19 protein-coding genes and 1 pseudogene are annotated in these 25,453 nt (G+C 67.5%); 7 read left to right on the forward strand and 13 right to left on the reverse strand.

The window, feature by feature from the left end; genetic code table 11:
• Positions 1-330: 330 nt before the first annotated feature.
• The 5 genes from JVH1_RS14960 to JVH1_RS14980 all read right to left on the reverse strand — a co-directional run bounded on the left by JVH1_RS14960 (position 331) and on the right by JVH1_RS14980 (position 5,655).
• Entirely contained in the window at positions 331-996 is a 666-nt protein-coding gene (locus JVH1_RS14960; protein WP_009477352.1) for a GAP family protein, read from the reverse strand.
• Between the two features lie 93 nt (positions 997-1,089).
• Entirely contained in the window at positions 1,090-2,208 is a 1,119-nt protein-coding gene (locus JVH1_RS14965) for a lipase family protein (protein ID WP_009477351.1), read from the reverse strand.
• Between the two features lie 79 nt (positions 2,209-2,287).
• Positions 2,288-3,319, reverse strand: a complete 1,032-nt coding sequence (locus JVH1_RS14970; protein ID WP_009477350.1) for an aspartate-semialdehyde dehydrogenase — start codon at positions 3,317-3,319, stop codon at positions 2,288-2,290.
• Between the two features lie 3 nt (positions 3,320-3,322).
• The gene (locus JVH1_RS14975; protein ID WP_009477349.1) at positions 3,323-4,588 is read right to left on the reverse strand and encodes an aspartate kinase; all 1,266 of its coding nucleotides are present in this window, start codon (positions 4,586-4,588) and stop codon (positions 3,323-3,325) included.
• Positions 4,589-4,683: 95 nt separating this feature from the next.
• Positions 4,684-5,655, reverse strand: a complete 972-nt coding sequence (locus tag JVH1_RS14980) for a hypothetical protein (protein ID WP_009477348.1) — start codon at positions 5,653-5,655, stop codon at positions 4,684-4,686.
• 69 nt (positions 5,656-5,724) lie between these two features.
• On the opposite strand from JVH1_RS14980, the gene JVH1_RS14985 reads away from it, so the two are divergent.
• Positions 5,725-6,222 (forward strand): DUF2254 family protein, encoded by a 498-nt coding sequence (locus JVH1_RS14985; RefSeq protein ID WP_009477347.1) that lies wholly within the window; start codon positions 5,725-5,727, stop codon positions 6,220-6,222.
• 173 nt (positions 6,223-6,395) lie between these two features.
• On the opposite strand, the gene JVH1_RS14990 is transcribed toward JVH1_RS14985, so the two are convergent.
• Entirely contained in the window at positions 6,396-7,733 is a 1,338-nt protein-coding gene (locus JVH1_RS14990) for a DUF1254 domain-containing protein (RefSeq protein WP_009477346.1), read from the reverse strand.
• Between the two features lie 144 nt (positions 7,734-7,877).
• Here JVH1_RS14990 and JVH1_RS14995 point away from each other — a divergent pair, with 144 nt between their 5' ends.
• Complete coding sequence (locus JVH1_RS14995) at positions 7,878-10,247, forward strand: arylsulfatase (protein WP_043780595.1); 2,370 nt, start codon at positions 7,878-7,880, stop codon at positions 10,245-10,247.
• Between the two features lie 51 nt (positions 10,248-10,298).
• On the opposite strand, the gene JVH1_RS15000 is transcribed toward JVH1_RS14995, so the two are convergent.
• From JVH1_RS15000 to JVH1_RS15010, 3 genes are read right to left on the reverse strand one after another with little or no spacing between them, the layout of a single operon-like run.
• Positions 10,299-11,966 (reverse strand): SulP family inorganic anion transporter, encoded by a 1,668-nt coding sequence (locus JVH1_RS15000; protein WP_009477344.1) that lies wholly within the window; start codon positions 11,964-11,966, stop codon positions 10,299-10,301.
• A 28-nt stretch (positions 11,967-11,994) separates the two neighbouring features.
• Complete coding sequence (locus JVH1_RS15005; protein WP_009477343.1) at positions 11,995-13,701, reverse strand: SulP family inorganic anion transporter; 1,707 nt, start codon at positions 13,699-13,701, stop codon at positions 11,995-11,997.
• Positions 13,702-13,713: 12 nt separating this feature from the next.
• Positions 13,714-14,136 (reverse strand): hypothetical protein, encoded by a 423-nt coding sequence (locus JVH1_RS15010; protein ID WP_009477342.1) that lies wholly within the window; start codon positions 14,134-14,136, stop codon positions 13,714-13,716.
• Between the two features lie 172 nt (positions 14,137-14,308).
• Here JVH1_RS15010 and JVH1_RS15015 point away from each other — a divergent pair, with 172 nt between their 5' ends.
• Positions 14,309-15,433, forward strand: coding sequence for an AI-2E family transporter (locus tag JVH1_RS15015; protein WP_043780593.1), 1,125 nt, complete (start codon positions 14,309-14,311; stop codon positions 15,431-15,433).
• Positions 15,430-17,238 carry an alkyl/aryl-sulfatase gene (locus tag JVH1_RS15020; protein ID WP_009477340.1) on the forward strand — a complete coding sequence of 603 codons (1,809 nt, stop codon included), beginning with the start codon at positions 15,430-15,432 and terminating at the stop codon, positions 17,236-17,238. The genes JVH1_RS15015 and JVH1_RS15020 overlap by 4 nt, the downstream gene beginning before the upstream one ends.
• A gap of 68 nt (positions 17,239-17,306) precedes the next feature.
• On the opposite strand, the gene JVH1_RS15025 is transcribed toward JVH1_RS15020, so the two are convergent.
• Together JVH1_RS15025 and JVH1_RS15030 are read right to left on the reverse strand one after the other, a co-directional pair.
• The gene (locus JVH1_RS15025; protein ID WP_272943938.1) at positions 17,307-17,672 is read right to left on the reverse strand and encodes an acyl-CoA dehydrogenase family protein; all 366 of its coding nucleotides are present in this window, start codon (positions 17,670-17,672) and stop codon (positions 17,307-17,309) included.
• A 309-nt stretch (positions 17,673-17,981) separates the two neighbouring features.
• Positions 17,982-18,941 (reverse strand): annotated as a pseudogene (locus tag JVH1_RS15030) (acyl-CoA dehydrogenase family protein); the annotation flags it as partial.
• A gap of 401 nt (positions 18,942-19,342) precedes the next feature.
• On the opposite strand from JVH1_RS15030, the gene JVH1_RS15035 reads away from it, so the two are divergent.
• From JVH1_RS15035 to JVH1_RS15045, 3 genes are all read left to right on the forward strand, one after another.
• Positions 19,343-21,895, forward strand: coding sequence for a LuxR C-terminal-related transcriptional regulator (locus JVH1_RS15035; protein WP_009477337.1), 2,553 nt, complete (start codon positions 19,343-19,345; stop codon positions 21,893-21,895).
• Positions 21,896-21,985: 90 nt separating this feature from the next.
• Positions 21,986-22,234, forward strand: a complete 249-nt coding sequence (locus JVH1_RS15040) for a hypothetical protein (protein WP_016884498.1) — start codon at positions 21,986-21,988, stop codon at positions 22,232-22,234.
• A 52-nt stretch (positions 22,235-22,286) separates the two neighbouring features.
• A complete protein-coding gene (locus JVH1_RS15045) occupies positions 22,287-24,095 on the forward strand; it encodes a serine/threonine-protein kinase PknD (protein WP_009477336.1) in 1,809 nt (602 codons plus the stop codon).
• Positions 24,096-24,105: 10 nt separating this feature from the next.
• Here the strand turns inward: JVH1_RS15045 and JVH1_RS15050 are convergent, their stop codons facing one another.
• Positions 24,106-24,441: a WhiB family transcriptional regulator gene (locus tag JVH1_RS15050; protein WP_005253437.1), complete on the reverse strand. Its 336-nt coding sequence runs from the start codon at positions 24,439-24,441 to the stop codon at positions 24,106-24,108.
• On the reverse strand, positions 24,426-25,430 hold the full coding sequence (locus JVH1_RS15055) for an ROK family glucokinase (RefSeq protein WP_009477335.1): 1,005 nt from the start codon (positions 25,428-25,430) through the stop codon (positions 24,426-24,428). The genes JVH1_RS15050 and JVH1_RS15055 overlap by 16 nt, the downstream gene beginning before the upstream one ends.
• Between the last annotated feature and the right edge of the window lie 23 nt (positions 25,431-25,453).

Raw genomic sequence — 25,453 nt, forward strand, 5'->3', positions numbered from 1 at the left:
ACCCCTCCGGCCGGCCACGGACAACCACGTCCGCCGACACCTCATTGCCCGCGGCGGACCGTCACCCGGCTCCCTCTCCCTCCTGAGGAGAAACCACCGTGCCGCAGTCGACTCTCCAGCAGGCCAAGCTCACCGCCGTCACCGAATTCTGGGACTGGCAGCTCCACGAACGATGCCGCGCCGTCGGTTCGGCCACCTTCTCCGCGCGCCGGGACCAAGAATCCCCGCAACCGCTCGGCCCCGCACCGCTCTTCCGAGTTATACGTTGCGCCGCCGATCGGCCGCACGCACCCGCGTTGACCCTCACTCCCACGGCGAAGTCCGCGCTTGTCAGAACAAGCCGCCGAATCCCTTACCGAGGACGACGGCCCCCATCACGAGTAGCAGCACGCTCATCACCGCGGCGTTGTTGGACTGGAGCCAGACCTTGAGGTTGTCGAGGGTCCCGCGCATCTTGTCGGCTGCGACGGCGTAGGCGATGACCGGGACGAGGACGGTCGATCCGGCCAGCACCGTGTACACGATCAGCGCCACCACCTGCTCGCCGCCGCTCACCCCGGCCGTACCGATCCCGACGCCCGCGGACACGCAGAGCAGCAGGTTCTTGGGATTGATTGCCGCCAGCGCAAATCCGAGACCGGTGGATTTCACGAAGTTCAGGTCGTCGATGGCCTGCATCCACTTCGGCGGCTCCGCGTGGGCATTGCGGCTTCTCCACTGCCGCCCCGCGAGCAGGAGCAGCAGCACACCGAGAACCACCTTCACCCACGACGCGGCCGCCGACGGACCGTCGGAGCCGGACGTGTCGATGCTGCCGGCGAGGAGCATGAAGATGCCCGTCGCAACAAGAATCCCCAGGATCCAGCCGACACCGAAGCCCGCGCTCGCACCGCCCGCACGCTTCGACAGCAGCATCAGGATGACGGCGATGATCGGTATCGGCGAGATCGCGACACCCACTGCGAGCGGTAACAGTTCTCCGATGACTGAGCCCATGTCCGAACCGTAGGTTCGGGGCGCCGTCTCCGCCTCGCACGTGCCGGGTGAACCCAGGTGAGTGGCAAAGTGTGCTCGGGTACGCGGTGCCACTCACCTGGGGGACAGCACGCGCGCCGCGAACGCCAGGGACTCCGGCATGGAGGCCATCAGTGATTCGCGGTGATCCTCGGCGGCGAGTTGCTGATATTCGACGTTCACCCCGCGCTGCTGCATCTCGGCGAGTTGCGCCCACGTCAACGGCATCGGCACCGACGTGTCGGACAGACTGTGCACCACCCGCAGGGGGCGGTCGAACCCGTCGACGGGCACCTGCTGCATCTCCCGGAACAGCGCCCGGAACTGCTCGTTCCACAGGGGCGCCGCGAACAGGTCCCCGCCCGAAGCGGGATGGGCGAGCAGGTACCGGCCGAGTTCCCGGATGCACGTCACCTCCGCCAGCTCCATCAATTCGATTCCCTTCGGCGACAGATACCGCCGAATGTCGACCTCCGGACGCTGGTCGTCGATGCCGGCGAGGCTCAGCAACCCGTAGTTCACGATTCCGGTTGTCGGCAGCGCCGGAATCGAGGGACCCGCGGCCGGGAAGAGCTGTTCGAGGTGTGTCGGCGCGGCCACCGCGACGGCGCCGCGAAAGTCGAGCGCGGGTGCCCGGGCGGAGGCCCCGCGGGCAGCGAAGTAGGTCGCGTGCCCGCCCTGCGACAGTCCGGTGACGATCCACCGGTCACTGAGCACGTCCCCGTAGACGTCGTGGGCGGCCAGGACGATGTCGACGGCGTTCGCGGCGGCGGCAGGGCCGTCGAGGTAGGCATTGACACCGGGCGTGCCGATTCCCGCGTAATCCGTTGCTGCGACGGCATACCCGGCGGCCAGCCACTGCTCGATCGCGGGCAGTTCGACGTAGTTGAACCCGGCGACGGACGGCGCGCACTGGTCGGCGACCCCGACCGTGCCGTGCGCGTAGGACACCACCGGCCAGCCGCCGTCGGGGGGATCGCCACGGGGAAGGAAGATCGATCCGGTCGACTCACCGGTCGCGGTCGCGGTGCGCAGGGTCGAGTAGCGGACCCGGACGCTGTCGCCTGCCTGGCCGGGGACCGCGGCGGGTGGAAGTTCTTCCTGCGACAGCAGGATTCCCGGCTGCGCGGGCGCCTCGCTCGCACCGGTGAGCAGCAACAGAATCGCCGCCACCGCAGCACCGACGACTCTCATCGGCTCAGTATCCACCCGCACAAACAGACGTGAGTGGCAAAGCGTGCGGAAGCACACTTTGCCACTCACGTGGGGGAGATCAGACCAACAGTTCGGCGATCTGAATGGTGTTGAGGGCGGCACCCTTACGCAGGTTGTCGCCGGACACGAACAGTGCCAGACCGCGGCCCTCCGGGACACCCGGATCCTGACGGATGCGCCCGACCAGCGACGGGTCGCTGCCCGCGGCCTGGAGCGGGGTGGGGACGTCCACCAACTGCACACCGGGAGCCTTCGACAGAAGCTCCTGCGCACGCTCCACCGACAGCGGACGCTCGAACTCGGCGTTGATCGACAGCGAGTGGCCCGTGATCACGGGGACGCGGACGCACGTGCCCGACACCAGCAGGTCAGGCAGGCCGAGGATCTTGCGGCTCTCGTTGCGGAGCTTCTGGTCCTCGTCCGTCTCACCGCTGCCGTCGTCGACGATCGAGCCGGCCAGCGGCAGAACGTTGAACGCGATGGGTGCGACGTACTTGTTCGGGGCCGGGAAGTCGACGGCGCTGCCGTCGTGCACCAGCTTCTCCGCATCGTCGATGACGGCACGGGCCTGGCCCAGCAGCTCCTCGACACCGGCGATGCCACTGCCCGACACGGCCTGGTAGCTCGACACGATGAGACGCTGCAGACCGGCCTCGTCGTGCAGAACCTTCAGCACCGGCATCGCGGCCATCGTGGTGCAGTTGGGGTTGGCGATGATGCCCTTCGGCGGGTTCTTCGCCTGCTCCGGGTTGACCTCGCTGACGACCAGCGGAACGTCGGGGTCCTTGCGGAACGCCGACGAGTTGTCGACGACCGTGGCGCCTGCCGCCGCGAACCGCGGGGCCTGCTCACGAGAGAGCGTCGCACCGGCCGAGAACAGGGCGATGTCGATGCCCTTCAAGTCCTCGTCGGACGTCGCGGACGCGTCCTCGACGACGATCTCCTCGCCGCGGAACGGCAGCTTCTTGCCCGCCGACCGCGCGGAAGCGAAGAACCGCACCTTGTCCGCGGGAAAGTTCCGTTCCTCGAGGAGGGTGCGCATGACGATGCCGACCTGTCCGGTGGCACCGACGACAGCGATGGTGGTCATGATCTACCGTCCCGTTCCTGCGTGCACGACGGCTTCTTCGTCGCCGCCGAGCCCGAATGCATCGTGGATCGCCTTCACGGCCTTGTCCAGCTCCACGTCCTTGACGAGCACCGAGATACGGATCTCGGACGTGGAGATGAGGTCGATGTTGACACCGGCCTTCGCGAGAGCCTCACAGAACGTCGCGGTGACGCCCGGGTGGCTCTTCATGCCGGCGCCGACGAGCGACACCTTGCCGATGTGGTCGTCGAACAGCACCTGCGTGAAGCCGATGTCGCCCTGCAGCTTCGTCAGCTTCTCGACGGCGCGCGGGCCGTCGGCGGTGGGCAAGGTGAACGTGATGTCGGTTTTGCCGGTCTCGACCTTCGAGATGTTCTGCAGCACCATGTCGATGTTGATCTCCGCCTCGGCCACCGCGCGGAAGACCTGCGCGGCGTAACCCGGGGTGTCGGGCAGGCCGACGACGGTGATCTTGGACTCGCCGCGATCGTGCGCGACTCCGGTGATGATTGCCTCTTCCACGGGGATGTCCTCCATCGATCCGGACACGATGGTGCCCGGCTTGGTCGTGTATGACGAACGGACGTGCACAGGCACGTTGTATCGGCGGGCGTACTCGACGCAGCGGAGCATGAGCACCTTCGCGCCGCACGCCGCGAGCTCGAGCATCTCCTCGAACGACACCGTCTCGAGACGCTGCGCGTCGGGAACGATGCGCGGGTCGGCGGTGAAGATGCCGTCGACGTCGGTGTAAATCTCGCAGACGTCGGCCTCGAGGGCCGCGGCGAGGGCCACCGCGGTGGTGTCCGAACCGCCGCGCCCGAGGGTCGTCACGTCCTTGCTGTCCTGGCTGACGCCCTGGAACCCGGCGACGAGGACGATCGAGCCCTCGTCGAGCGCATCCCGGACGCGGCCCGGTGTGACGTCGATGATCTTGGCGTTGCCGTGAGCACCGGTGGTGATGACGCCCGCCTGGGAGCCCGTGAACGAACGGGCCTCCGCACCGAGCGAATGAATTGCCATCGCGACGAGAGAATTGGAAATGCGCTCACCGGAGGTCAGCAGCATGTCCATTTCGCGGGCGGGTGGGGCTGGGCACACCTGCTGAGCCAGATCGAGCAGCTCATCAGTGGTGTCCCCCATCGCTGAAACCACGACGACGACATCGTTGCCGGCCTTCTTGGTCTCGACGATCCGTTCAGCCACTCGTCGGATTCTCTCGGCGGTTGCCACCGAGGATCCGCCGTACTTCTGGACGACGAGAGCCACGCGTTTCTACCTCCAGGTCGATGAATCTGTACTGGTCCAGCTGTCGAGCTTACCGGCGGAGTCCAATCTGATCCCGGGTGAGTCCATTCGGACGCCTATCCGAACGCCGTGTTCGCGGCGTCCGCGACCCTCGCCACCGCCGCGCAGTTCGGGCCGTGAACAGTGACGACTGCACCCGCGTGACCGAGCCTGCGGGTGAACTCGTCGACGCCCGCTCCGGGACGAGTGATGTCGATCGGCTCGCCCATCGGGCTCGTCCACCGGCATCGGTCGCCGACCGTCTCCGGCTCGGCGGGAACGGATGGTCGGTTTTCCTTGACCGGCGACACCGTGAACGACACGGTCACCTCACTCCCCGGCACCCGATTCGGGTTCGGAAACAGCACGCAGTCGAACGGGGTGGGCGGCGATTCCGGATCGACGACGCGTCCGCCCGCCGTGGCGCCCAGCACGTCGAGTACTTCGCACGGGTCGTGGACCGCGAGCGCCACCTGATGCGCGGACGTGACGTCGCGAGCGGGCAGTCCCGACCGCATCCTGTCGATCGCCGAGTCCAGCACCGCGTCGGCGATCGGGCAGGCGTCCTGGCCGGCGACGGTTCCGGCGCGGACGGTCGCCAGCTGCCCTTCCACCTGTTCCCGGTCGGTTCCGAGGTTCAGCCGGAAGACGCGCTCACACGTCCCGCGCATCGGGTCGGCGCCCGCACCGCGGTAGACGGTCACCCCGTCGACCGTCTCCGGCCGGGTCAGCGCCGCGTCGGACAGCATCAACGGCAGCAGGGACAACTCCACGTAAGTGGTCGCGCCGCCGGGCCCGGCCATCAACGCCGAACACACCGGCAGTTGCACGGCGGACCCGTACTGCTGGACTGTTCCGGCGCCCCGCACCACGGCCACGTCGAGCAGTCCGCACGGATCGGCGTCGCGGAGCGCGTTCTCGACGTGGATGTGCCGTTGCTGCCCGGTGCTCAGTTCCTGCAGCGGAGACGCCCCCGCAGTCCCCGACACGCTGTGCGCGCACCCGGACGTGATCGCGGCGCACAGGAGCGCCGCGGCAACTTTCTTCACTCGATCCCCCCTCGAATCGGCACGAACCCTACCGCCGATTCGGGATCATCGGAGGGCGAAGGGGACGCCGTGAACAGAGCAGCCGAGTTCCCCCGGTCCGGATCGGATTCGCGACCCATTCTGCGCGCGCTTCGCCGCCGGCCGCCGTTGCGACTGGGGCTCGTCCAGCTCGGCTATCTGTTCGGCGGTTTCCTCCTCGGCCTCGCGCTCCCCACCCTCGACATCGGTCCCCGGACGAGCGGCACCAGCGTGGCCACCCTGCTGTTCACTCTCGCCGGCGCCGTCATCACGCCGGCGAGCGTGGTGTTCTCGCTGCTGTTCCTCGTGGGTCAGTTCGGTGCCACGACTCTGACCCCGCGACTGACGCTGTTCCGCGACGACCCGCTGGTGTGGAACTCCTTCGGGATGTTCCTGGGCTTCTTCGTCTTCGCGACCACGGCGGGCCTGGTCGTCAACCATCCGGTGGACCGGCACCGGCGGGATGCTCTGTCAGATCGACCTGCCGAAGCTGGCGCACCTCGCGCGCGGGGCGGCTGTCCTCGTGCGGATGCGGGTCCGGGTGGGTGACGCCCTGATGCAGGCCATCGACTGCGTGGGAACTCTGCTGTCGAGGATCAATCACCGACCCCGCGATGGGAGAACTGCGCGTCGTCCTGCTCCTTCCCGACTGGGACGACTACGTGTCGGCGGCGTCGTACGACGTTCGCACTCAGATCAGTCCGATCACCTGCGCCCCCTCATCACCTGGTCTTCACGAAGGGCGGGATCTCGAACGTTCCGTCGAACACCTCCGGCTTCGGGCTGTACATCCGGAGCAGCGGCCGGAACCCGACTGCCGGTGTCGGCAGCCAGTTGGCGCGGGCCACCGGATCGGCCGGGGCGTCCGCGCTGAGTGTGATGGTCAGCGAACCGTCGTCCGCGAACACCAGTCCCGGCGTGCGGTCACCGATCGAGTAACGGTCGATCGGATTGTCGACGAGGTAGAAGTCCGGGAGGTCGTACATGGTGATCGACCAGAACGCGTCGACCGGTGGGGTCGGCGCAAACGTGAGTGTGTAGGTGTGCTCGCCGGACAGTTCGTTGCCTTCGCTGTCGTGGTAGATCGGTGCGTATGCGGCTTCGTAACCATGGTTTCCCCACAGCCCCGCCATCGCGGCGCCGGCCCGCAGTCCCAGCGCCTTCGAGCGGTCCTCGATCCGCCACTCGGGTGAGTCGAGGGTGCCGATCTCGAAGAAGTCGTCGTTGTAGTCGAAGGCGTGGTACATCAACTGCCACCCGTTGACCACCTCGCTTCCTGCACCCGATTTCAGTGCGGCGACCAGTGATTGGCGCCCGGCCTCGGCACCAGCGGTGAGCACGGATGCGAGGTCCGGCGGCGCTTCGAGGTACGGCGACTGCCCCGTCTCGAGCAACCCGAGCGGGGCGAACGCCTGCTGCGCGGCGAGGTCCTGCGCAGCGGGTGGGTACGCCTGCGAGTACACCCGCAGCTTCTCCCAGAACTGAAGTTCCTCGGGGACATTCGGGTCGGGTACCGGCAGGCCCTCCGCCGGTTCCTGGTCGCCGACGGGTTCCAACGTGAGGGCCGACTGCAATCCCTTCACCCGCTCCAGGTCGGCCTCGCCGTCGCAGGCCCAGCGGCCGATGACGGTGCCCACCGCGGTGGGGAACGCGATCTGCGTCGCGCCGTCGGGGACCTCACCGGACCACCCGGGACCGGTCAGCAGGTAACGGCCGGCCGCCGTTCCCGTCGCGCGTTTGCCGACGTACGCGAAGTTGTCGGTCCACGCATCGACGAATTGCAGCACGTAGTACGCCCCACCGGCGTCCGGGACTCGCAGCAACTGCGGTCCGTGGCCGAGGTCGATCTGGGCGATCGAATAGATGGTGTCGTTGTTGACCGAGACGAACGTGTCCTGCGGCCCGGCGAGCGTGCGCGCGTGACCGAACGTGTTGAAGGGTGCGGCATCGAGGCTCCCCATCCCCTCCGCCACGAAGCGGTTCACCTGGTCGAGGTCGAACACCAGCGGGAAACCGTACACCCACGCCTTGGCGGCGAGTTCCTGCAGTTCTGCACTCACGACTGGCTCCTGTCCCGCGGTCTCCGATCCATGCGACCACGGCGGGACGGGTCACGGCTTCACCCGGAAAGTGTGAGCCGGAACGGAGTTGCCGGCCCTAGCGTCGGCGGGGAGACCGTGCTGTCCATGGAAAGGGCGAACACCATGCCTGAGGAGCTTCCCGGATCGATCCTCCCGCTCCCCGATCAGCAGTATCAGGGGCCGCTGTACTTCGACGCCAAACACGCCACCGAGAAGCTGCCTCCCATCACCGCCAAGCGCCCTCCCGCCGGCGCCCCGAACGTGCTGCTGATCCTTCTCGACGACGTCGGATTCGGGGCGTCGAGCGCGTTCGGAGGTCCGGTCGGCACCCCGACCGCCGAGCGGCTCGCGGCGGATGGTCTGAAATACACCCGGTTCCACACCACGTCGCTGTGCTCGCCGACGCGCGCCGCCATGCTCACCGGCCGTAACCACCACGCGGTCGGGATGGGCCACATCACCGAAACCGCCACCCCCGCACCCGGCTATCGGTCGACGCGGCCGAACTCGTGCACACCGCTTGCCGAGATCCTGCGGCAGAGCGGTTACAACACCGCACAATTCGGAAAGTGCCACGAGATTCCGGTCTGGGAATCGGGGCCCACGGGCCCGTTCGATCACTGGCCTGCGTTCAGCGGGTTCGAACGCTTCTACGGATTCATCGGCGGCGAGACCAACCAGTGGCAGCCCGCGCTCGTCGACGGGGTGACCGCCGTCCTCCCGCCCGACGACCCCGACTACCACCTGATGCCCGACCTGGCCGACAAGGCCATCGACTACATCAAACAGCAGAAGGCGCTGACACCCGACAAGCCGTTCTTCACGTACTTCGCGCCGGGTGCGACGCACACCCCGCACCACGTGCCGAAGGAATGGATCGCCAAGTACAAGGACAGGTTCGACCAGGGGTGGGACGCCGTCCGCGACGAAACGTTCCGGAAGCAACTGCAACTCGGCGTCATCGGACCCGACTCCGATCTCACCGCCCGCCCCGACGGCATCATGGCGTGGGACGACATCCCGGAGGAGCGCAAACCGATCCTCCGGCACCAGATGGAGGTGTACGCGGCGTTCCTCGAGTACGCGGCGTTCCTCGAGTACGCGGACTTCCACGTCGGCCGCGTCGTCGACGCCGTCGAGGAGATCGGCGAACTGGACAACACGCTGATCCTCTACATCATCGGCGACAACGGTGCCTCGGCCGAGGGCGGGCTCGAGGGCACGTACATGATCACCACCGCCTCCAACGGCGGCGGCGAGTACGAGACTGTCGAGTTCTGGAACGAGCACCTCGACAAGATCGGCGGCCCCGAGGCGTACAACCATTACGCGGTCGGGTGGGCGCACGCCATGTGCACCCCGTACCAGTGGACGAAACAGGTGGCCTCCCACTACGGCGGAACCCGCAACGGGACGATCATGCACTGGCCCGGCGGCATCCAGGCCAAGGGCGAGACCCGTCACCAGTGGCATCACGTCATCGACGTCGCGCCGACCATCCTCGAATTGGCGGGACTGGCGCAACCGCACACGGTCAACGGCGTCACTCAGGTGCCGATGCACGGCACGTCCTTCGCATACACGTTCAACGATGCGGACGCAGGCGAACGTCACCGGACGCAGTACTTCGAGCTCATGGGCAATCGCGGTGTATACCACGACGGGTGGACCGCCGTCACCAAACACCGCACACCGTGGGACGTCGTCGCGAAGGCCCCGGACTTCTCCCTGGACGTGTGGGAGTTGTACGACACCACCACGGACTGGACGCAGGCCCACGACATCGCGAAGGACAACCCCGACAAGCTCGCCGAACTGCAGCAGCTGTTCCTGATCGAGGCGGTGCGGCACAACGTGCTCCCGCTCGACGACCGGGCCGCCGAACGGATGAACCCGGAGATCGCGGGACGGCCGACCCTCGTCCGGGGCGACAAGCTCCGGCTGTTCGAGGGCATGACCCGGCTCGGCGAGAACGTCGCGATCAACATCAAGAACCGCAGCTACTCGGTCACCGCGCAGATCCAGGTTCCGGAATCGGGCGCCGAAGGGGTGATCGTCACCCAGGGCGGACGCACCGGCGGCTGGGCCCTGTTCACCGTCGGCGGCACACTCGGCTACCACTACAACTACTGCGGTCTACGGAGAACGACGGTGCTGGCGCCGACCGCACTCACGGCGGGCGAGCATCAGGTTCGCGTCGAGTTCGCGTACGACGGCGGCGGCATCGGCAAGGGCGGCACCGCCACCCTGTACATCGACGGCGACGAGGCCGGCAGCGAGCACGTCGAACGGACCCATCCGCTGTACTTCTCGTTCGACGAGGGACTCGACGTCGGCGTGGACACCGGAATGCCCGTCTACGAGGGGTACACCACGCCGCGGGGCAAGTTCAACGGCAAGATCGACTGGGCCGACATCGAACTGGGCGACGACGACCACAACCACCTGATCGACCCCGAGGACGCCCTCGCCGCGGCCTTGCGCCACCAGTAGGCGGCTCCGCCGCCCGTGAGTGGTCAGCGAGTCCAGAGACTCGTCAACCACTCACGGGTGCGCAGCGCCTACGGCGTCGTCGACGGTGGGGAAGAACCGGCCCCTGCCGTCGAATTCGCGCCCCAGGTCCGTGCGGAGCACCGTGTCGCGGTTGGCGCGGGGCAACTCGGCGAAGTACACGGTGACCCCGGCGTCCGACAGTTCCCGCTCGAGGTCGAGGAAGCTGCGCATCACGGTCAGCGACACCTTCTGCAGGCGCGAGCAGTCGAGAATCAGCGTGTGGGGCACGGTCGACGTGTCGTGGCCCTCGACCACCCCCAGGCGGGTGCGGATCGCCACCGTGTTCGCCCGCACGTTCGCGGTGTAGAGACCGACGTTCAGCCGGAGTACGAGAGGATCGGCGGGCACGGTCGGCGCGTCTTCCTCCCCCGCGCGCCACTGGCCGTGTCCGTCCTTCTGCATTTGCACGACGTGCGGCCGGTTCAGCTCGCGCAGTACCAGATACAACGTGAACAGCACCCCGACCGCGACGGCGGGCAGCAGTCCGGCGACCAGACCGATGAGTGCGGTCGCGAGCGCCACCCAGAACTCTGTCCTGTCGATGCGCCAGAACCGTGCGAACGACCCGAAATCGAGCAGTCCGAGCGTCGCGACGACCACCATCGCGCCGAGCGTGGCCTGCGGCAGGTCGCTGAGCACCGGGGCGAGGAACAGCGCGACGAGCACCGCCAGCGCCGCCGTGACGAGCCCACTCAGCTGGGTCCTCGCCCCTGCCCGCAACGCGACCGCGGTCTGCGAGAATCCGCCCGCCGGCGGCAGGGTGTGGAAGAACGCGCCCGCCACAGACGCCGCGCCGTTGGCGAGCAGTTCGCGGTCGCTGTCGATCGGCGGTTCCGTCTGCCGCCGCACTCCACGCCCGACGGACACCGTCTCCAGGAACGCCATGATCGCGATCGCCAGTGCCCCGGGCACCAGCGCACCGATGTCGGCGAGCGGTGGGATACCGGGTAGCGGAATGCCACGCGGCACCTCGGCGATCAACGCGACCCCGCGGCCGTCGATGCCCGCAAGCGCGACGAGCAGTATCCCCGCGACCGCAACGACCAGCGGCCCTGGGACCCGCGGTATGAATTTCGCCATCGCGTACAGCGCCGCTATCGACCCGGCGGCCAGCAGCACGGTGGCGGCGTTCGCGTCGCCGACCTGCCGGAGCGCCGACCACACGACGCGGAAGAATCCGGTGGCGTCCGGATCGGACGGTACGCCGAGCAGTTTCGGCAGCTGGCTCGCGGCCACCGTCAGCCCCACCCCGGCCTTGATCCCGGACAGTGTTGCCTCGCTGATGTTCTCGATGATCGCACCGAGCCGCAGCAGCCTCGCCAGCAGCAGGATCACGCCCACTAACAGCGTCAGCGTCATCAGCGACGTCTGGGCGTCGTCGGAACCGGCGGCGATTCCCGCTCCGATCAGGGTGGACGCGGTGAGGGTCGCGATGGTCGAGGTGGTACTTACACTGGCGGTGCGGGATCCGCCGAGCATCGCGTAGACCACCATCGGCACCATGCAGGTGTACAGGCCGATCTGGACGGGCATGTTCGCGATGGTGGCGTACGCCATCGCCTGCGGAATCACGACCGCGCCGGCGCTGAGGCCCGCGACCACGTCGGCGCGGAGCCACTTCTTCCGGTACCCGACGAGGGTCGGCGCGAGAACGGTCACGGTGACTCACACCGAAACGTCGGCCCTGTCATGAATCCTCGCTACGCCGATCCGGTTCCCCGAGGGCCTCGCGCACGGTCGGATACAGGCCGACGGGGGTCGCGTCCGAGCCCGAGCGTCGTATCGTGTCCCGGAACTGCCCGATGTCCCGCGCCACACGTAGCTCTATTCCCCTGCGTGCGAGCACATCCCGTAACTGCACGAGCATCTGCGCGGCACTGACGTCGACGAACGGCGACGTCTCGGCGTCGATTACCACCACTCGCGTGTCGTCGGCGCACAGGGCCTCGATGCGGTCCTTGACGTGATCGGCGTTCGCGAAGAACAGTCCAGCCTCGACGCGCACCACGACCACGTGCGGGGTGGTCGGGAGGTCGGGGTGACGCTCGGCGTCCACCCACAGCGACCCTTCCTTCGCCAGCGCCGCGACGTGGGGACGCGACGACCGGTAGAGCAACAACAGCATGGACACCCCGATGCCGATGACGAGTCCGGGCAGGGTGTCGAACACGAGCACGCCCACCATGGCGGCGAGCGCGGCCGCGAAATCGGCGCGCGCAGCGTATCCGTAGATGCTGCCGAGCCTTTCGGTCCACACCCCGTAGAGCCGGCGCAGCGCGGAGATGTCGACGAGTTCGATGACGGCGGCGATGACCACCGCCGCCAGCGTCGCCTCGGGGAGTTTCTCGAACAGTCCGGTGAGGAACAGCAGGGTCACCACGGTGAGGACCGCGACGACGAGACCGCTGACCTGCGATTTTGCGCCCGCTTCGCCGTTGACCGCCGTCTTGGAGAGGCTGCCGTTCACCACCATCCCCGAGCACAGCCCGGAGCCGAGATTGGCGATGCCGAGGCCGAGGAGTTCCCGGTTGGCGTCCACCTCGTAGCCCTCTTTCGCGGCGTACGTCTTCGCGGCACCGAGCCCTTCCGCGAACCCGATGAGCAGCACGCCCACTGCGGGCCCGAGAAGGTCGACGTAGTCGTCGAATCCGACACCGCCCGGCAGTCCCACCGACGGCAGACCGGAGTCGATGTGACCGACGATGTCGACACCTCTACCGTCCAAACCGAACACGGCGACCGCGGCGATACCGAGGAGGACGGCCAGCAGCGAACCGGGCACGAGCGGCAGCCACCGTCTGAATCCGAGCACCACGACGAGACTGAGCACACCGACGACGAATGTGCCCCAGTCGATGTCGCCCAGGTGGGTGACGACTCCCCAGGCCTGTTCGAAGAAGTTGCCGTGCTCCTTCTCCACTCCGAACAGGGCAGGAACCTGCCCGACGATGATGGTCAGAGCCAGCCCGACGATGAAGCCCTTCAGCACCGGCTCCGAGATGAAAGCCGCGATGAAGCCCATACGCAGGAGCCCCGCGAGCAGCCCGGCGATGCCGGTGGCGATTGCCAGCACCGCTGTCAGGGCAGCGTATTTGCCACCGTCCGCCCCGGCGAGCGGCGCGACGATCGCGGCCGACAGGGCGGCCGTCGCCGACATCGGCCCGACCACCAGATGCCGGGAACTGCCTGCCGCGGCGTAGAGGACCAGGGCCGGTGTCGCCGCGTACAGACCGACGACAGGGGGAACTCCCGCGATAGTCGCGTAGGCCAGGGCCTCCGGGACCAGCACGGCCCACACGGTCAGGCCCGCGATGACGTCGGGCCTGACCCACCCTTTCCGATACTCCTGCAGCGAGCCGAATACCGGCCAAGTGCCGGTCGCGGAGCTCACCACGTCGTCATCGTCCTAGTCCCTGGCGGTATCCCAGGTGGTGACCGCCCAGATCACGACGACATCGAGCGCGATGATCAGTATCGACCACAGCGGGTAGTAGGGCAGCCAGAGGAAGTTCGCGAGGATCGACAGCGCGGCGATGCAGACGGCCACGACACGGGCCCAGGTGGCGCCCGTCATGAGGCCGATCGCGCTGATGACCAGAACGACGCCGAGAAGGATGTGGATCCATCCCCATGCGGTGGTGTCGAACTGGTAGGTGTACTGGACACCGATGACCAGCAGGTTGTCGGAGGCGACCGCGGCGATGCCCTGGAAGAAGGAGATCACGCCGACGGTCAGCAGCAATATCGCCGCTGCCAGCGACGTTCCCGCGGCAAAGCCCTGTTTGACAGGGCTGGTGGTCCTGGACTCCGGATTTGTCGTCATGTCCATGCCCTTCTCGAAAGGATGTGCTCGAACAGTGGAATCGTGCGGCTTCGCGATGGCATCGGCATCATCCGCGCCGGGTGATCCTCATCTGCAACGGATGATGTGTCGTCGTCGGCCGGGTGCAACAGTCGATTCGGGGCATCCCGGTTGGCCGATTGTTGCGAAGGGACACGCGATGACCGATCCGCAGGACGTATCCGGCGCGGCGCCGGATTCTCAGTGGTCGATGCCGCGGGGTCTGATCGTGATCCTCGGCCTGGCCGCACTCGTCGTCACCGTGGCCGGCATACAGGTGGCCGCGTCGATAGTCGGCCCGATCTTTCTCGCTCTCATGCTGACCGTCGCGGTTCACCCGCTGCCCGAATGGCTTCACCGAAAGGGTCTCCCGACCTGGCTCGCCACGATCGCGGCGATCCTGGTCGTCAACAGCATCATTCTCGTCCTCGTGCTGTCGCTGGCCTTGTCGGTTGCCCAACTCGCCACGCTCCTACCGGAGTACGCGGACGACTTCACCGCCCTCATCGATGACGCCCAGAGTTTCCTGAACAGCAACGGCGTGAACTCGACCGATTCCCAGACCCTGCTCTCCCAGGTGGATTACGGCAAGGTCTTCGGCTTCGTGGAGGCGATCCTGCAGTCAATGCTGGGCATCTTCTCGAATCTTCTGTTCGTCCTCGCCCTTCTGCTGTTCATGGCCGTCGACGGAAGTTCCTACGGTGCGCGGATGCGGATCGTCACGCAGATGCGTCCCGATATCGCCACCGCTCTCACGTCGTTCTCGGCCGGCACCCGCACGTACCTGATCGTGTCCACGGTCTTCGGGCTGATCGTCGCCGTCATCGACACGGGGGCACTGTGGGCGCTGGGAATTCCGCTGCCGATCCTGTGGGGACTGCTGTCGTTCATCACCAACTACATCCCGAACGTCGGGTTCATCCTGGGGCTGGTTCCGCCGGCCCTGCTCGCGCTGCTCCAGGGTGGTCCGGGACTGATGCTGACGGTCATCGTCGTGTACAGCGTCATCAACGTCATCATCCAGTCGGTGATCCAGCCGAAGTTCGTCGGTGACGCGGTGGGCCTGTCCGTGACGTTCACGTTCCTGTCGCTGGTGTTCTGGGCGTGGATCCTCGGGCCGCTCGGCGCGATCCTGGCAATCCCGTTGTCGTTGATGGCGAAGGCGCTGCTGATCGACATCGACCCGTCCACGCGGTGGGTGAACACGATCCTCAGCAGCGCTCCCACTCCCCCTGCACCGGTTCCTGCCCCCTCCCCACCGCGACACGAGAAGGAAGAAACATGACACCCGATTTCTCGGACACCACCGATTTCGAGGACGCCGACCGCGGTTTCGTCGACCGCCTCGACCCCTGCACCGTCACGAGTGGGGACGGTCGCGTGGTGTGGGACATGCAGGAGTATTCGTTCCTGAACGGTGACTGCCCGGACACCGCCCACCCGAGCCTGTGGCGTCAGTCGCAACTGTGCGCGAAGAACGGTCTGTACGAAGTCACCGAGGGCATCTACCAGCTACGCGGAATCGACCTGTCCAACATGACGATCGTCGAGGGCGAGACTGGCGTCCTGGTGATCGACCCGCTGATCTCGCAGGAAACGGCGGCCGCCGCGCTCGCGCTGTACCGGAAGAACCGTGGCGACCGGCCCGTCACCGGAGTCATCTATACGCACTCCCACATCGATCACTTCGGTGGCGTCGTCGGCGTTCTCCCGGACGGTCGCGGCGACGTCCCGATCCTCGCCCCCGAAGGTTTCCTCGAACACGCGGTATCCGAGAACGTCTATGCCGGAACGGCAATGGGCCGGCGCGCCACCTACATGTACGGACCGCTGCTCCCCAAGGGCGCGCGCGGGCACCTCGGGGCGGGGCTCGGAACGAACACCTCGGCGGGTCGACCCGGACTGATCCCACCGACCGTCGACATCACCCACACCGGCCAGGAGGAGACCGTCGACGGCATCCGGATCGTCTTCCAGGTGACGCCGGGAACGGAGGCGCCCGCCGAGATGAACTTCCTGTTCCCCGACCACCGGGCACTGTGCATGGCGGAGAACGCCACCCACAATCTGCACAATCTCCTCACGCTGCGGGGCGCGCTGGTGCGGGACCCCCGCGCCTGGTCGCGGTACCTCGACCAGGCGATCGAGATGTTCGACGGCGGCTACGACGTCGCTTTCGCCTCCCACCACTGGCCGACGTGGGGTCGCGACCGGGTGGTGACATTCCTGTCGCAGCAGCGCGACCTGTACCAGTACCTGCACGACCAGACCCTGCGGATGCTCAACACCGGGAGGACGGGAATCGAGATCGCCGAGGACTTCCCGCTACCGCCTGCTCTCGAATCCGCTTGGCACGCACGTGGTTACTACGGCTCGGTGAGCCACAACGTGAAGGCGATCTACCAGCGGTACATGGGCTGGTTCGACGGCAACCCGACGTCGCTGTGGCAGCACCCACCCGAGAACGCGGCCACACGCTACGTCGAGTGCATGGGCGGCCAGAGCGAGGTGCGGTCGAAGGCGACGCAGTACCTCGAGCAAGGCGATCTGCGGTTCGCCGCCGAACTGCTCAAGCACGCCGTCTTCGCCGACCCTTCCGACGGTGCGGCCAAGGACCTGCTGGCCCGCACCTACGAGCAACTCGGGTTCGGCGCGGAGAACGCGACGTGGCGCAACTTCTACCTCACGGGTGCACTCGAACTGCGCGGCGGCATCGTCGCCCCTCCGCTCGGCGACCTCGGCGCCGACATGCTGAGCGCCCTGACGATCGAGCAGATCTTCGACTCCATCGCCCTCCGCATCAACGGTCCACGAGCCTGGGACAAGACCCTTGTCGCGGAGTGGCACTTCACCGAACCCGAAGCGCACTACCGGACGACGCTGTCCAACGGTGCACTCATCCAGACATTGTCGCCGAGGACCCCGACGCAACCGGACGTCTCGCTGACACTGACGAAGATGCAGTTACTCGGACTGTTCGCCGGCAAGGGGCTGGAGGGCATCGAGGTGACGGGCGACCCGTCGAAGCTCCTGGTCCTCACGGAACTCCTCGACGCACCCGACAGCGCGTTCCCGATCGTCACGCCGTAGGCGCTCCGCGCCCGTGCGCGGTCAACGAGTCTCTGCACTCGCTAACCGCGCACGGGCAGCGGAGCCGCCTACCCGTCGGTGATGAGCGGCCACAGGCCCCGTTCCCCGGCGACGGCGAAACCGGCCTCCGGGCTTCCGAAACCGTGTTCCTCGGCGATCGACACCGCGGCGTTCGCGGCGGCGCGTGCCAGGGCGCCCTCCGCAGCGATGTCGGCGACCATGGCCTGCACCGCCTGGAACTTGCCCACCGCGCGACCGAACTGTGCGCGCGCCGAGGTGTGTTCGACGACGAGGGTCAGGACGCGTTCCATGGTCCCGGCCATCGCAAGCGCCCGGGCCGGTGCGCCGCGGCGGCGGAACTCGATCACCACGTCCGCCGGCACCGGTGTGCCCTGCTGTGCGGACAGGTCGACCCGGACGTGATCCCGCGGCATCGACGCGAAATTGGCCGCCTCCGTCACCTCGAGGTCCGAGCGGGCGAATTCGGCGACCCGCCACGTTCCGTCCGCCTCCCACAGCCCCACCAGCGCATCCGCCGAGCGTGCCCACGGGACGTGCCACGCAGTGCCGTCGGCGTCCAGCACGGCTGCGGTGCGGACCACGGCGGGGCCGGAGTTCGCGGTCGGGCACCCGGACCTGCCGAGCAGCCATCCCGCGAGCAGGTCGTTCTCGGCGATCGGGAGATCGGCGGCGCCCGCGGCCGCCAGCAGGTACGCCGACTCCGTCCACCCGGCGTCGCTGCCGCCCTCGGATTCGGGGCCGGTGAGCCTCGTGAGGCCGAGTTCGGCGTCGTCACCACGCCCCAGTGCCTCCGACACCGCACGGGACATGTGATGGAGTCCGAAGGTCCGGGCGACGAGCGCTCCGATGCGGGCATCGGCCGGTTGCCGTCCCTCCCGGGTTTCCTCGGCCATCGCGGCGAGGATCGGGAACGTGGACATGAAACGTTCCGGGCCACTGCATTCGAACCCGAGTTCGGACGTGACCTGCTTCCAGCCTTCGCCGATGCGGCCGAGCCGCAACTCGTCCGGCACGAACACGTCGTCGAGGATCACCTCGTTGAAATGGTGATCTCCCGACATCGAGAGGATCGGCCTGATCTGCACCCCCAGGGAGTCGAGCAGAACGATGAACTGGCTGAGCCCGGCGTGGCGCTGCGCCGGATCCAGCGGAGCCGACCGCGCGAGAGCGAAGAACGCGTCGGCCCGGTGGGCGCCGGACGTCCACAATTTGGTCCCGGTGATCCGCCAGCCGCCGTCGACCCGGACCGCTTTCGTGCGGACGCTCGCGAGGTCGGAGCCCGATTCCGGTTCGCTCATTCCGATCGCCCAGCTGATCTCGCCGCCCGCGATTCCGGGGAGGAACCGCTGCTTCTGTTCCTCGGTGCCGTAGGTGAGCAGCGACGGCGCGGTCTGCCGGTCCGCGACCCACTGTGCGGCGACGGGCGCGCCGACGGCCAGCAGTTCTTCGGTGACGACGAACCGCTCCATGAACGTGCGGCCCTGCCCGCCGTACTCCGCCGGGATCGTCATGCCCAGCCAGCCGCGGGCTGCGAGGGCCTTCGTGAAGTCCGGATTCCACCTGGTGAGCCACGTGTCCACACCGGGTGTGAACACGCCGGCGTCGATCTGCTCGCGCAGGAACGTTCGCACCTCGGCCCGCAACGCATCGAGTTCGTGATCGGGTGGGCCCGCGGCAGGCACCCTGTGTGTGCATGCTGTCTACTTCCGTTGACGAGTGCGTCGAATGCTTCCGCAGGCTCACGCCTGCAACGCGGCTTTGGCTAATTTTCCCAGGTCCCCGCGGAGTGACGGACTCCGAATCGGGTGCAGGATCGCGATGACGAAGTAGTCCGAACACCAGCACGACAGCGTGGCGTTCCCGTTCGGTAAAACACGTTCACCCACACAAGACAACGCATTCTCGCTAAAATCGTCAAACCGGCCAACGGCGTCCGGGATTGGCGTTTGTCGAAGATCGTTTCTCGGTGCAGCGAGAATTGGGGGTCGGCGTGACGGCAGCACCTCTCGGCGAATTTCATCTGAGCACTCGAATACCTACGAGTGCGGGGGGTCGGACGGTTACTCGGACCCGCCTGCACACCATGCTCACCGAAGCGCTCACCGACGACTCCCACCCCTGCCCGGTGGCGCTCGTCTGCGCACCGGCCGGGTCGGGAAAGACGCGGGCCGTGGGCGACTGGGCGCGGGAACTGCTCGCCGCGGGCGACGCTCCGACCATTGCCTGGCTCACGATCGAGGAGCGGCACAACGACCTCGACGTAGTCCACCGGGCGATCCTCCGCTCACTCACCGACACCGGGAATGCTCGCGTGCAGAAGGCATGCGCCAGGCTCGATTCCGAGGCACCGGACCTCGGCGCGCAGTTGTCGGCCGCGTTGCACGAACTGGGCGAGAACATCTGGATGGTCATCGACGACGCCCACCTCCTCCGCGACACCGACGTACTCACCGACCTCGAGTCGTTCGTGCGCTGGCAACCTCCGATGCTGCGAATGGTCATCATCGGACGGTTCGAGCCGCCGCTGGCATTGCAGCGACTTCGCCTGGACGGCAAGCTGTTCACGCTCACGGCCAAGAATCTCGCCTTCACGTCCGACGAGGCGGCCGAGATGCTCGACGAGCACGACGTCGTGCTGAGCGCGGACGATCTCGACGCGCTGATGGATCGCACGGAGGGTTGGGCTGCCGGAATTCGTTTGGCGGGAATGTCTTTGGAAGGACATCCGGATCCGAGCCGGTTGATCGCCGAGTTCACGGGCGACCGCCGGGCGGTCGCCGATTATCTCATCGAAGAGGTCCTCGCCGGCCAGACCGACGAGATGCGCGAGTTCCTCCTGCGCACGTCCGTACCCGTCTCGTTCACAGTCGAACTCGCGGAGAAGCTCACGGGCTGCACGGATGCGCACGGCAACATCGACTGGCTCGAACACCACAATTTTCTGATCAGCAGAATCACCGACAGCCCCACTCACTATCGCTACCACCCGCTGCTGCGGAGCTATCTGCGGGCGGAGATCAGCCGGATCGGGCACGTCGAAGTCGAGCATCTCGAATTGACGGCCGCCCACTGGCACGACGAATTCGGGGACGCGCTGCTCGCACTCGAGCACGCGGTGAACTCCGGTGATCACGACGAGATCGTGGCGCTGCTCGCCCGGACTTCGCTGGCCCTGATCGTCGGAGGTCATGGGGAGACCGTCGACCGGCTCCTCACCCGGGCACCCCGATCTTCGCAGGACCACCCGACGGCGCGGCTCATCCGCGCCGCCGCGGCGCTCGCATCGGGCAACATCCCGGTGGCCACGTCCACCCTCGAGCTTCTCGACCGCAGGCGGTCGGGGTTGCTGGTGGACGGCGCCGCCGAGTCCCGGGTACACCTGCTGCTCCGCGAATCGCTCCGGGTGCAGACCGCGATCGGCACCGGGGGCATCGAGACCGCCCTGAACCGGCTGCGCAATGTCGGTGTCGGATCGAGCGGCGATCCCGATCTCGACGCGTTCGTCCTGCTCCAGGAAGGGCGCGCGCTGCTGTTCCTCGGGCGGAACGACGAGTCGGAGGTCGTGCTCGGGAAGTCGCTTGCCCACGCTCGACTCGGCGATGCGCCGCTGGGCGTCATGTACTGCCTGGGAACTCTCGGCGGCGTCGCGATGTCGCGGGGGGACGTGGTGCGGGCGTCCGCACTGGCCGACGAGGCACTGGCGATCGGCCGGACCCATTCCGCAACGAGCGACCCGACATTCCAGCTGGCGAAGCTCATCGACTCCTGGTGCCGCTACATTCGGATGGACCCCGATGCCGCACGTCTCGCCGCCGAGTCCGCCGAGGCACTGCATCGCGCACATACCGAGACGGCGGGTTTCGCCGACGGCGCCGCCACCCTGTTCGGTCTCGACGAGACCGGAAACCGGCACAGTTCGGTGACAACGCTGCACGCGGAGAGCCCCGTGTCGTCCTCGTTGCCGGTCCCGCCCGGCATCCGGGCGGTGCTGCTGCCTGCCATCCAGTACGCCTATCTGTTCGCCGGCGAGACCGGGTGGGCGCACGAGCTGGCGTCCGAGACGCATGCCCTCCTCGGACCCACCGGCGACACAGCCGTCGTCGAGGCGATCGTCCATCTGCACCTCCATCGCCTCGACCTGGCACGTAAGACACTCCAACCCGTCCTGGACGGTGAACTGGAGTGCGCGGCGGGAACCAACCTGATCGCGGCGTGGCTCGTCGACGCATCCATCGCGCTTGCCCGCAAACATGATTCACGAGCCCACAGCGCGCTCACCGAGGCGTTGCGTCTCGCCGAACCGCAGTCGGCGTTGCGCCCGTTCCACGACTGCGGACCGCAGATCCGGGAACTACTCGTGCGGAGCACCGGCCGGTTCGGTGTCCTCGAACCCTTCGCGGACAGGCTCCGGGCGTCGTTCCCGCGGTCGGAGAGTGCTGCGTCCGACATGTTGACTCCCCGCGAATTGGAACTCCTCGTGGAACTTCCGTCGTGGCGGACCGCCGAGCAGATCGCCGCAGATCTGTGCGTGTCGGTGAACACCGTGAAGACCCACCTGCGCGGGATCTACCGCAAGCTCGGCGTCACCTCCCGCCGCGACGCCATCGCCGCCGCGCAACACAACGGCTTGCTCTGAGCCGGTTCACCACTTGCGGGTGAGGCGCGTTGCCGTTTCGTCGGTCACCCTGAAATTTACGGCTGACCGAGTTCTGGAACGACGATGCGAATGAAGGAGCCCACCGTGGTGCGTCCTGAATCGAACTGGCCCGGCAAGGTCAGGTACGCCTTCCTGATCAGCGGCGCCCTCTCCGATCGGGTGCTGGCCGCGTTCCCCGAGTTGGACGTCTCGGACGTCACGACCGGTGACACCACGCTCTACGGCCCGGTCGACAGCCCGACGGATCTCCGGGGCATGCTGGCACGCTTCGACGCGCTGGGACTGACCGTCATCGAGATGCGGCGGCTACCGGACTGACCCGGCGTCGGCGTTCAATGGTTGGAGGGACCCGGGAGGCGGTGAAGCCGATGTGAGCGGCGAGTTCGAACCGGGCACGGTATTTGCCGGCTACGTGATCGAACGGGTTCTGGGACGAGGCGGCATGGGCACCGTCTACCTCGCCCAGCATCCCAACCTGCCGCGCAAGATCGCCCTCAAACTGCTCGACACGTCGTGGACGAACGACGACTACGTCCGGTCACGCTTCGAATCGGAAGCAGACCACGCCGCGCATCTCGACCATCCCAACATCGTCACCGTCCACGACCGCGGCCGCGAAGGCGGCAGGTTGTGGATCGCGATGCAGTACGTTCCCGGCAGCGACGCCAGGAAAGCGCTCGGCTCCGGCGCCCTGGACGTCGAGCGCGCCGTCCACATCGTCAGCGAGACAGGGAAGGCACTCGACCACGCCCACGAGGCCGGGATTCTGCACCGCGACGTGAAGCCGGCGAACATCCTGCTCGCGCCGGGCGACCCAGAACGGGTCCTGCTCACCGATTTCGGCACCGCCAAGGCCCTGGACGAAACACATCAGCTGACCCGCACCGGGATGTTGGTGGCGACCCTGCACTACGCCGCGCCCGAGCAGATCGAGGGCGAGAAACTCGACCATCGCGTCGACATCTACGCGTTGGGCTGCACCTTCTTCCACCTGCTCACCAACGAACCGCCGTACCCCGGCAACACCGCGTCCTCGGTGATGCACGGCCATCTGAACGGACCGATTCCCCAGCCGAGCGTGGTGCGCCCCGGGTTGCCCACCGGTGTCGATGCGGTCGTCGCGCGCGCCATGGCCAAGGACCGCGAAGATCGCTACTCGACCTGTCGTGAGTTCAGCGACGCCGTCCGCGCGATCGAGTGGTCCGGGCCCGGCCACGTGACCCGGCCTGCTGCCCTGGTCGACCCCGCCTCGACCACCCGCGCGAGCGGTCCGGACGTGACCCGTCCCGACACCGTGCCGGGTGCGGTGCCCACGAAACCGACACCGGTCGCGGGGCGGCGGACGCGCCGACTGCTCGCCGCGCTGCTGGCCGGCGTCCTCGTCCTCGTCGTCGCCGCCGTCGCCTATGTCGCCTGGCCGGGAGAGGAGTCGACGAGCGCGCAGGTCGTGCTCCCGCTGACCGGTCTACAGGGTCCGGCAGGGCTCACGGTCTCCGGCACCGGAGACCTGTACATCGCCGACAGCGCGGCCAAACAGGTCCTGAAAGTGAGCGCCGGGACGTACGAGCAGACAGTTCTTCCCTTCACCGGACTCGAGGTTCCGCAGGGAGTCGCGGTCAGTGCGTCCGGCGACGTGTACGTCTCCGATCTGGTGACCAACACCGTGACGATGCTGCACGGCAGCACCCAGGTGCCGCTGCCGTTCGCCGGACTCGACCAGCCGTTCGGAATCGCACTCGGGCCGGACGCCACGCTGTATGTCGCCGATACGCTGAACAATCGGGTGATGTCGCTGCACGACGTCACCGCGGCTCCCGTCGCGGTGCCGCTGACGGTGATCGGCCCGTTCGCCGTCGCCGTCAGTGAACACGGGGATCTCTATGTCGGCACACCCAACAAGGTTCTCGCGTGGAACGCCGCCACCCATGCCCAGAGTTATCTGCCGTTCACCGACCTCCAGAGCGTCGGTGGTGTCGCGGTCGACGACGAGGGAACCCTGTACGCCATCGATCAGAACCACAATCGCATTCTGCGACTGGCCGCCGGTTCGGACGAGCAGGAGGTTCTCCCGTTCTCCGGGCTGGACCAGCCGGAGGGGATCGCCGTGTCGAGCCGAGGCGACGTGTACGTCGCGGACACCGACAACAGCCGAGTGGTCATGCTGCCCGCCGGAAGCTGACCGTTCGCGCTCAGGCCTGGCGCGCCAGATCGAAGCCGAAGGATTCCGCGACGGCCTCGTCCACCCGGCCGTGGTGATTGGCGAGCAGTTCTTCACGCTCGTTCGCGGAGAGTCCACCCCAGATGCCGTACGGCTCACCGACACTGAGCGCGTGCTCCCGGCACTGCACCAGGACGGGGCATCCGCGGCAGATCATCTTGGCGCGGAAGTCCCGCATCTCGCGAGCCCGGCCACGTTCGCGGTCGGGGTGGAAGAACGTGGAGGACTCGTAGCCGCGGCACGCGGCGTCCCTCTGCCAGTCCCACACCTCGGCGACCGGAATGGGAAGACTCAACCGATTGGACATTGCACTCCTCCAGATACTCGTGAGCCGTTGTGTGCGAGCCCGAGAATTCGTTCCCGGGCCAGATCGGCGGCGCCGACGATGCCGACGTTCGCGCCGAGTTCAGCCAGTCGCACCTCGGCGACCGGTCGGTGTGCGCGTCCGGTGAGACGGTTCTCGAACGCGGCGGCGGCGGGACCGCGCAGCAGTTCGCCCGCCTCGCACACTCCCCCGCCGATGATGAACAGGTCGGGGTCGAAGAACGCCGCGATGTCCGCCATGCCATGACCCAGCCAGGAGCCGATCACCCGGAAACACTCGAGCGCGGCGGGGTCACCTTCCTGCGCGGCCGCGGTGATGTGCAGGCCCGTGATGGCGTCCGCCCGTCCGCCGGCGCGGGTCAGGAGGTCGGCGGCGAAACCGGGCGAGACGTTCGCCAGATCCTGCGCCTCGCGGACGAGCGCCCGGCCACTGGCGTAACGCTCCCAGCAGCCGTGGTTGCCACAACCGCATCGGCGACCGTGCGGTTCGACATTGAGATGCCCGAATTCCGCGGCCACACCGAATTTGCCGCGATGGAGCACGCCGTCGACGACGATGCCGCCGCCGATCCCGGTTCCGACCGTGAGCACGACGACGGTCTGCCCCGTCCGCCCGGCCCCGAAGCGCGCCTCGCCCCATGCCGCGGCGTTGGCATCGTTCTCCACCACCGTCGGCAGTCCGCACGCCGCTTCGACCACCTCGCCGAGAGGTTCGTTGCGCCAGGCCAGGTTCGGGGCGAAGAGCACGGTGCTGAGGTCCGCGGCGACGAAGCCGGCCGCGCCGATGCCGACCGCCTGCACCGGGTGGGTATCTGCCAGGTCGCGGACGAGTTCGGCGATGACGTTCTCGACACGGCGCGCATCGTGGGACGGGGTGTCACGACGCACCATCCGGTGGATGACTCCTTCGGTGTCGACCACGCCGGCTGCGATCTTCGTGCCACCCACGTCGATGCCAATTGTCAGAGCCATGTCTCGTGTCCTCTTCAAATCTG

The organism is Rhodococcus sp. JVH1 (assembly GCF_000280725.2).
In the GTDB taxonomy this organism is placed as follows: Bacteria; Actinomycetota; Actinomycetes; order Mycobacteriales; family Mycobacteriaceae; genus Rhodococcus_F; species Rhodococcus_F jostii_A.

Excerpts from the sequence above, each read along its gene's own strand:
- JVH1_RS14970 (WP_009477350.1), bottom strand. The coding sequence starts at position 3,319 with ATGACCACCATCGCTGTCGTCGGTGCCACCGGACAGGTCGGCATCGTC.
- JVH1_RS14995 (WP_043780595.1), top strand. The coding sequence starts at position 7,878 with ATGCCTGAGGAGCTTCCCGGATCGATCCTCCCGCTCCCCGATCAGCAG.
- JVH1_RS14965 (WP_009477351.1), bottom strand. The coding sequence starts at position 2,208 with ATGAGAGTCGTCGGTGCTGCGGTGGCGGCGATTCTGTTGCTGCTCACC.
- JVH1_RS15050 (WP_005253437.1), bottom strand. The coding sequence starts at position 24,441 with ATGTCCAATCGGTTGAGTCTTCCCATTCCGGTCGCCGAGGTGTGGGAC.
- JVH1_RS15020 (WP_009477340.1), top strand. The coding sequence starts at position 15,430 with ATGACACCCGATTTCTCGGACACCACCGATTTCGAGGACGCCGACCGC.
- JVH1_RS15035 (WP_009477337.1), top strand. The coding sequence starts at position 19,343 with ATGCTCACCGAAGCGCTCACCGACGACTCCCACCCCTGCCCGGTGGCG.
- JVH1_RS14960 (WP_009477352.1), bottom strand. The coding sequence starts at position 996 with ATGGGCTCAGTCATCGGAGAACTGTTACCGCTCGCAGTGGGTGTCGCG.
- JVH1_RS15010 (WP_009477342.1), bottom strand. The coding sequence starts at position 14,136 with ATGGACATGACGACAAATCCGGAGTCCAGGACCACCAGCCCTGTCAAA.
- JVH1_RS15040 (WP_016884498.1), top strand. The coding sequence starts at position 21,986 with ATGAAGGAGCCCACCGTGGTGCGTCCTGAATCGAACTGGCCCGGCAAG.
- JVH1_RS15025 (WP_272943938.1), bottom strand. The coding sequence starts at position 17,672 with ATGCCGCGGGATCACGTCCGGGTCGACCTGTCCGCACAGCAGGGCACA.
- JVH1_RS15015 (WP_043780593.1), top strand. The coding sequence starts at position 14,309 with ATGACCGATCCGCAGGACGTATCCGGCGCGGCGCCGGATTCTCAGTGG.
- JVH1_RS15055 (WP_009477335.1), bottom strand. The coding sequence starts at position 25,430 with ATGGCTCTGACAATTGGCATCGACGTGGGTGGCACGAAGATCGCAGCC.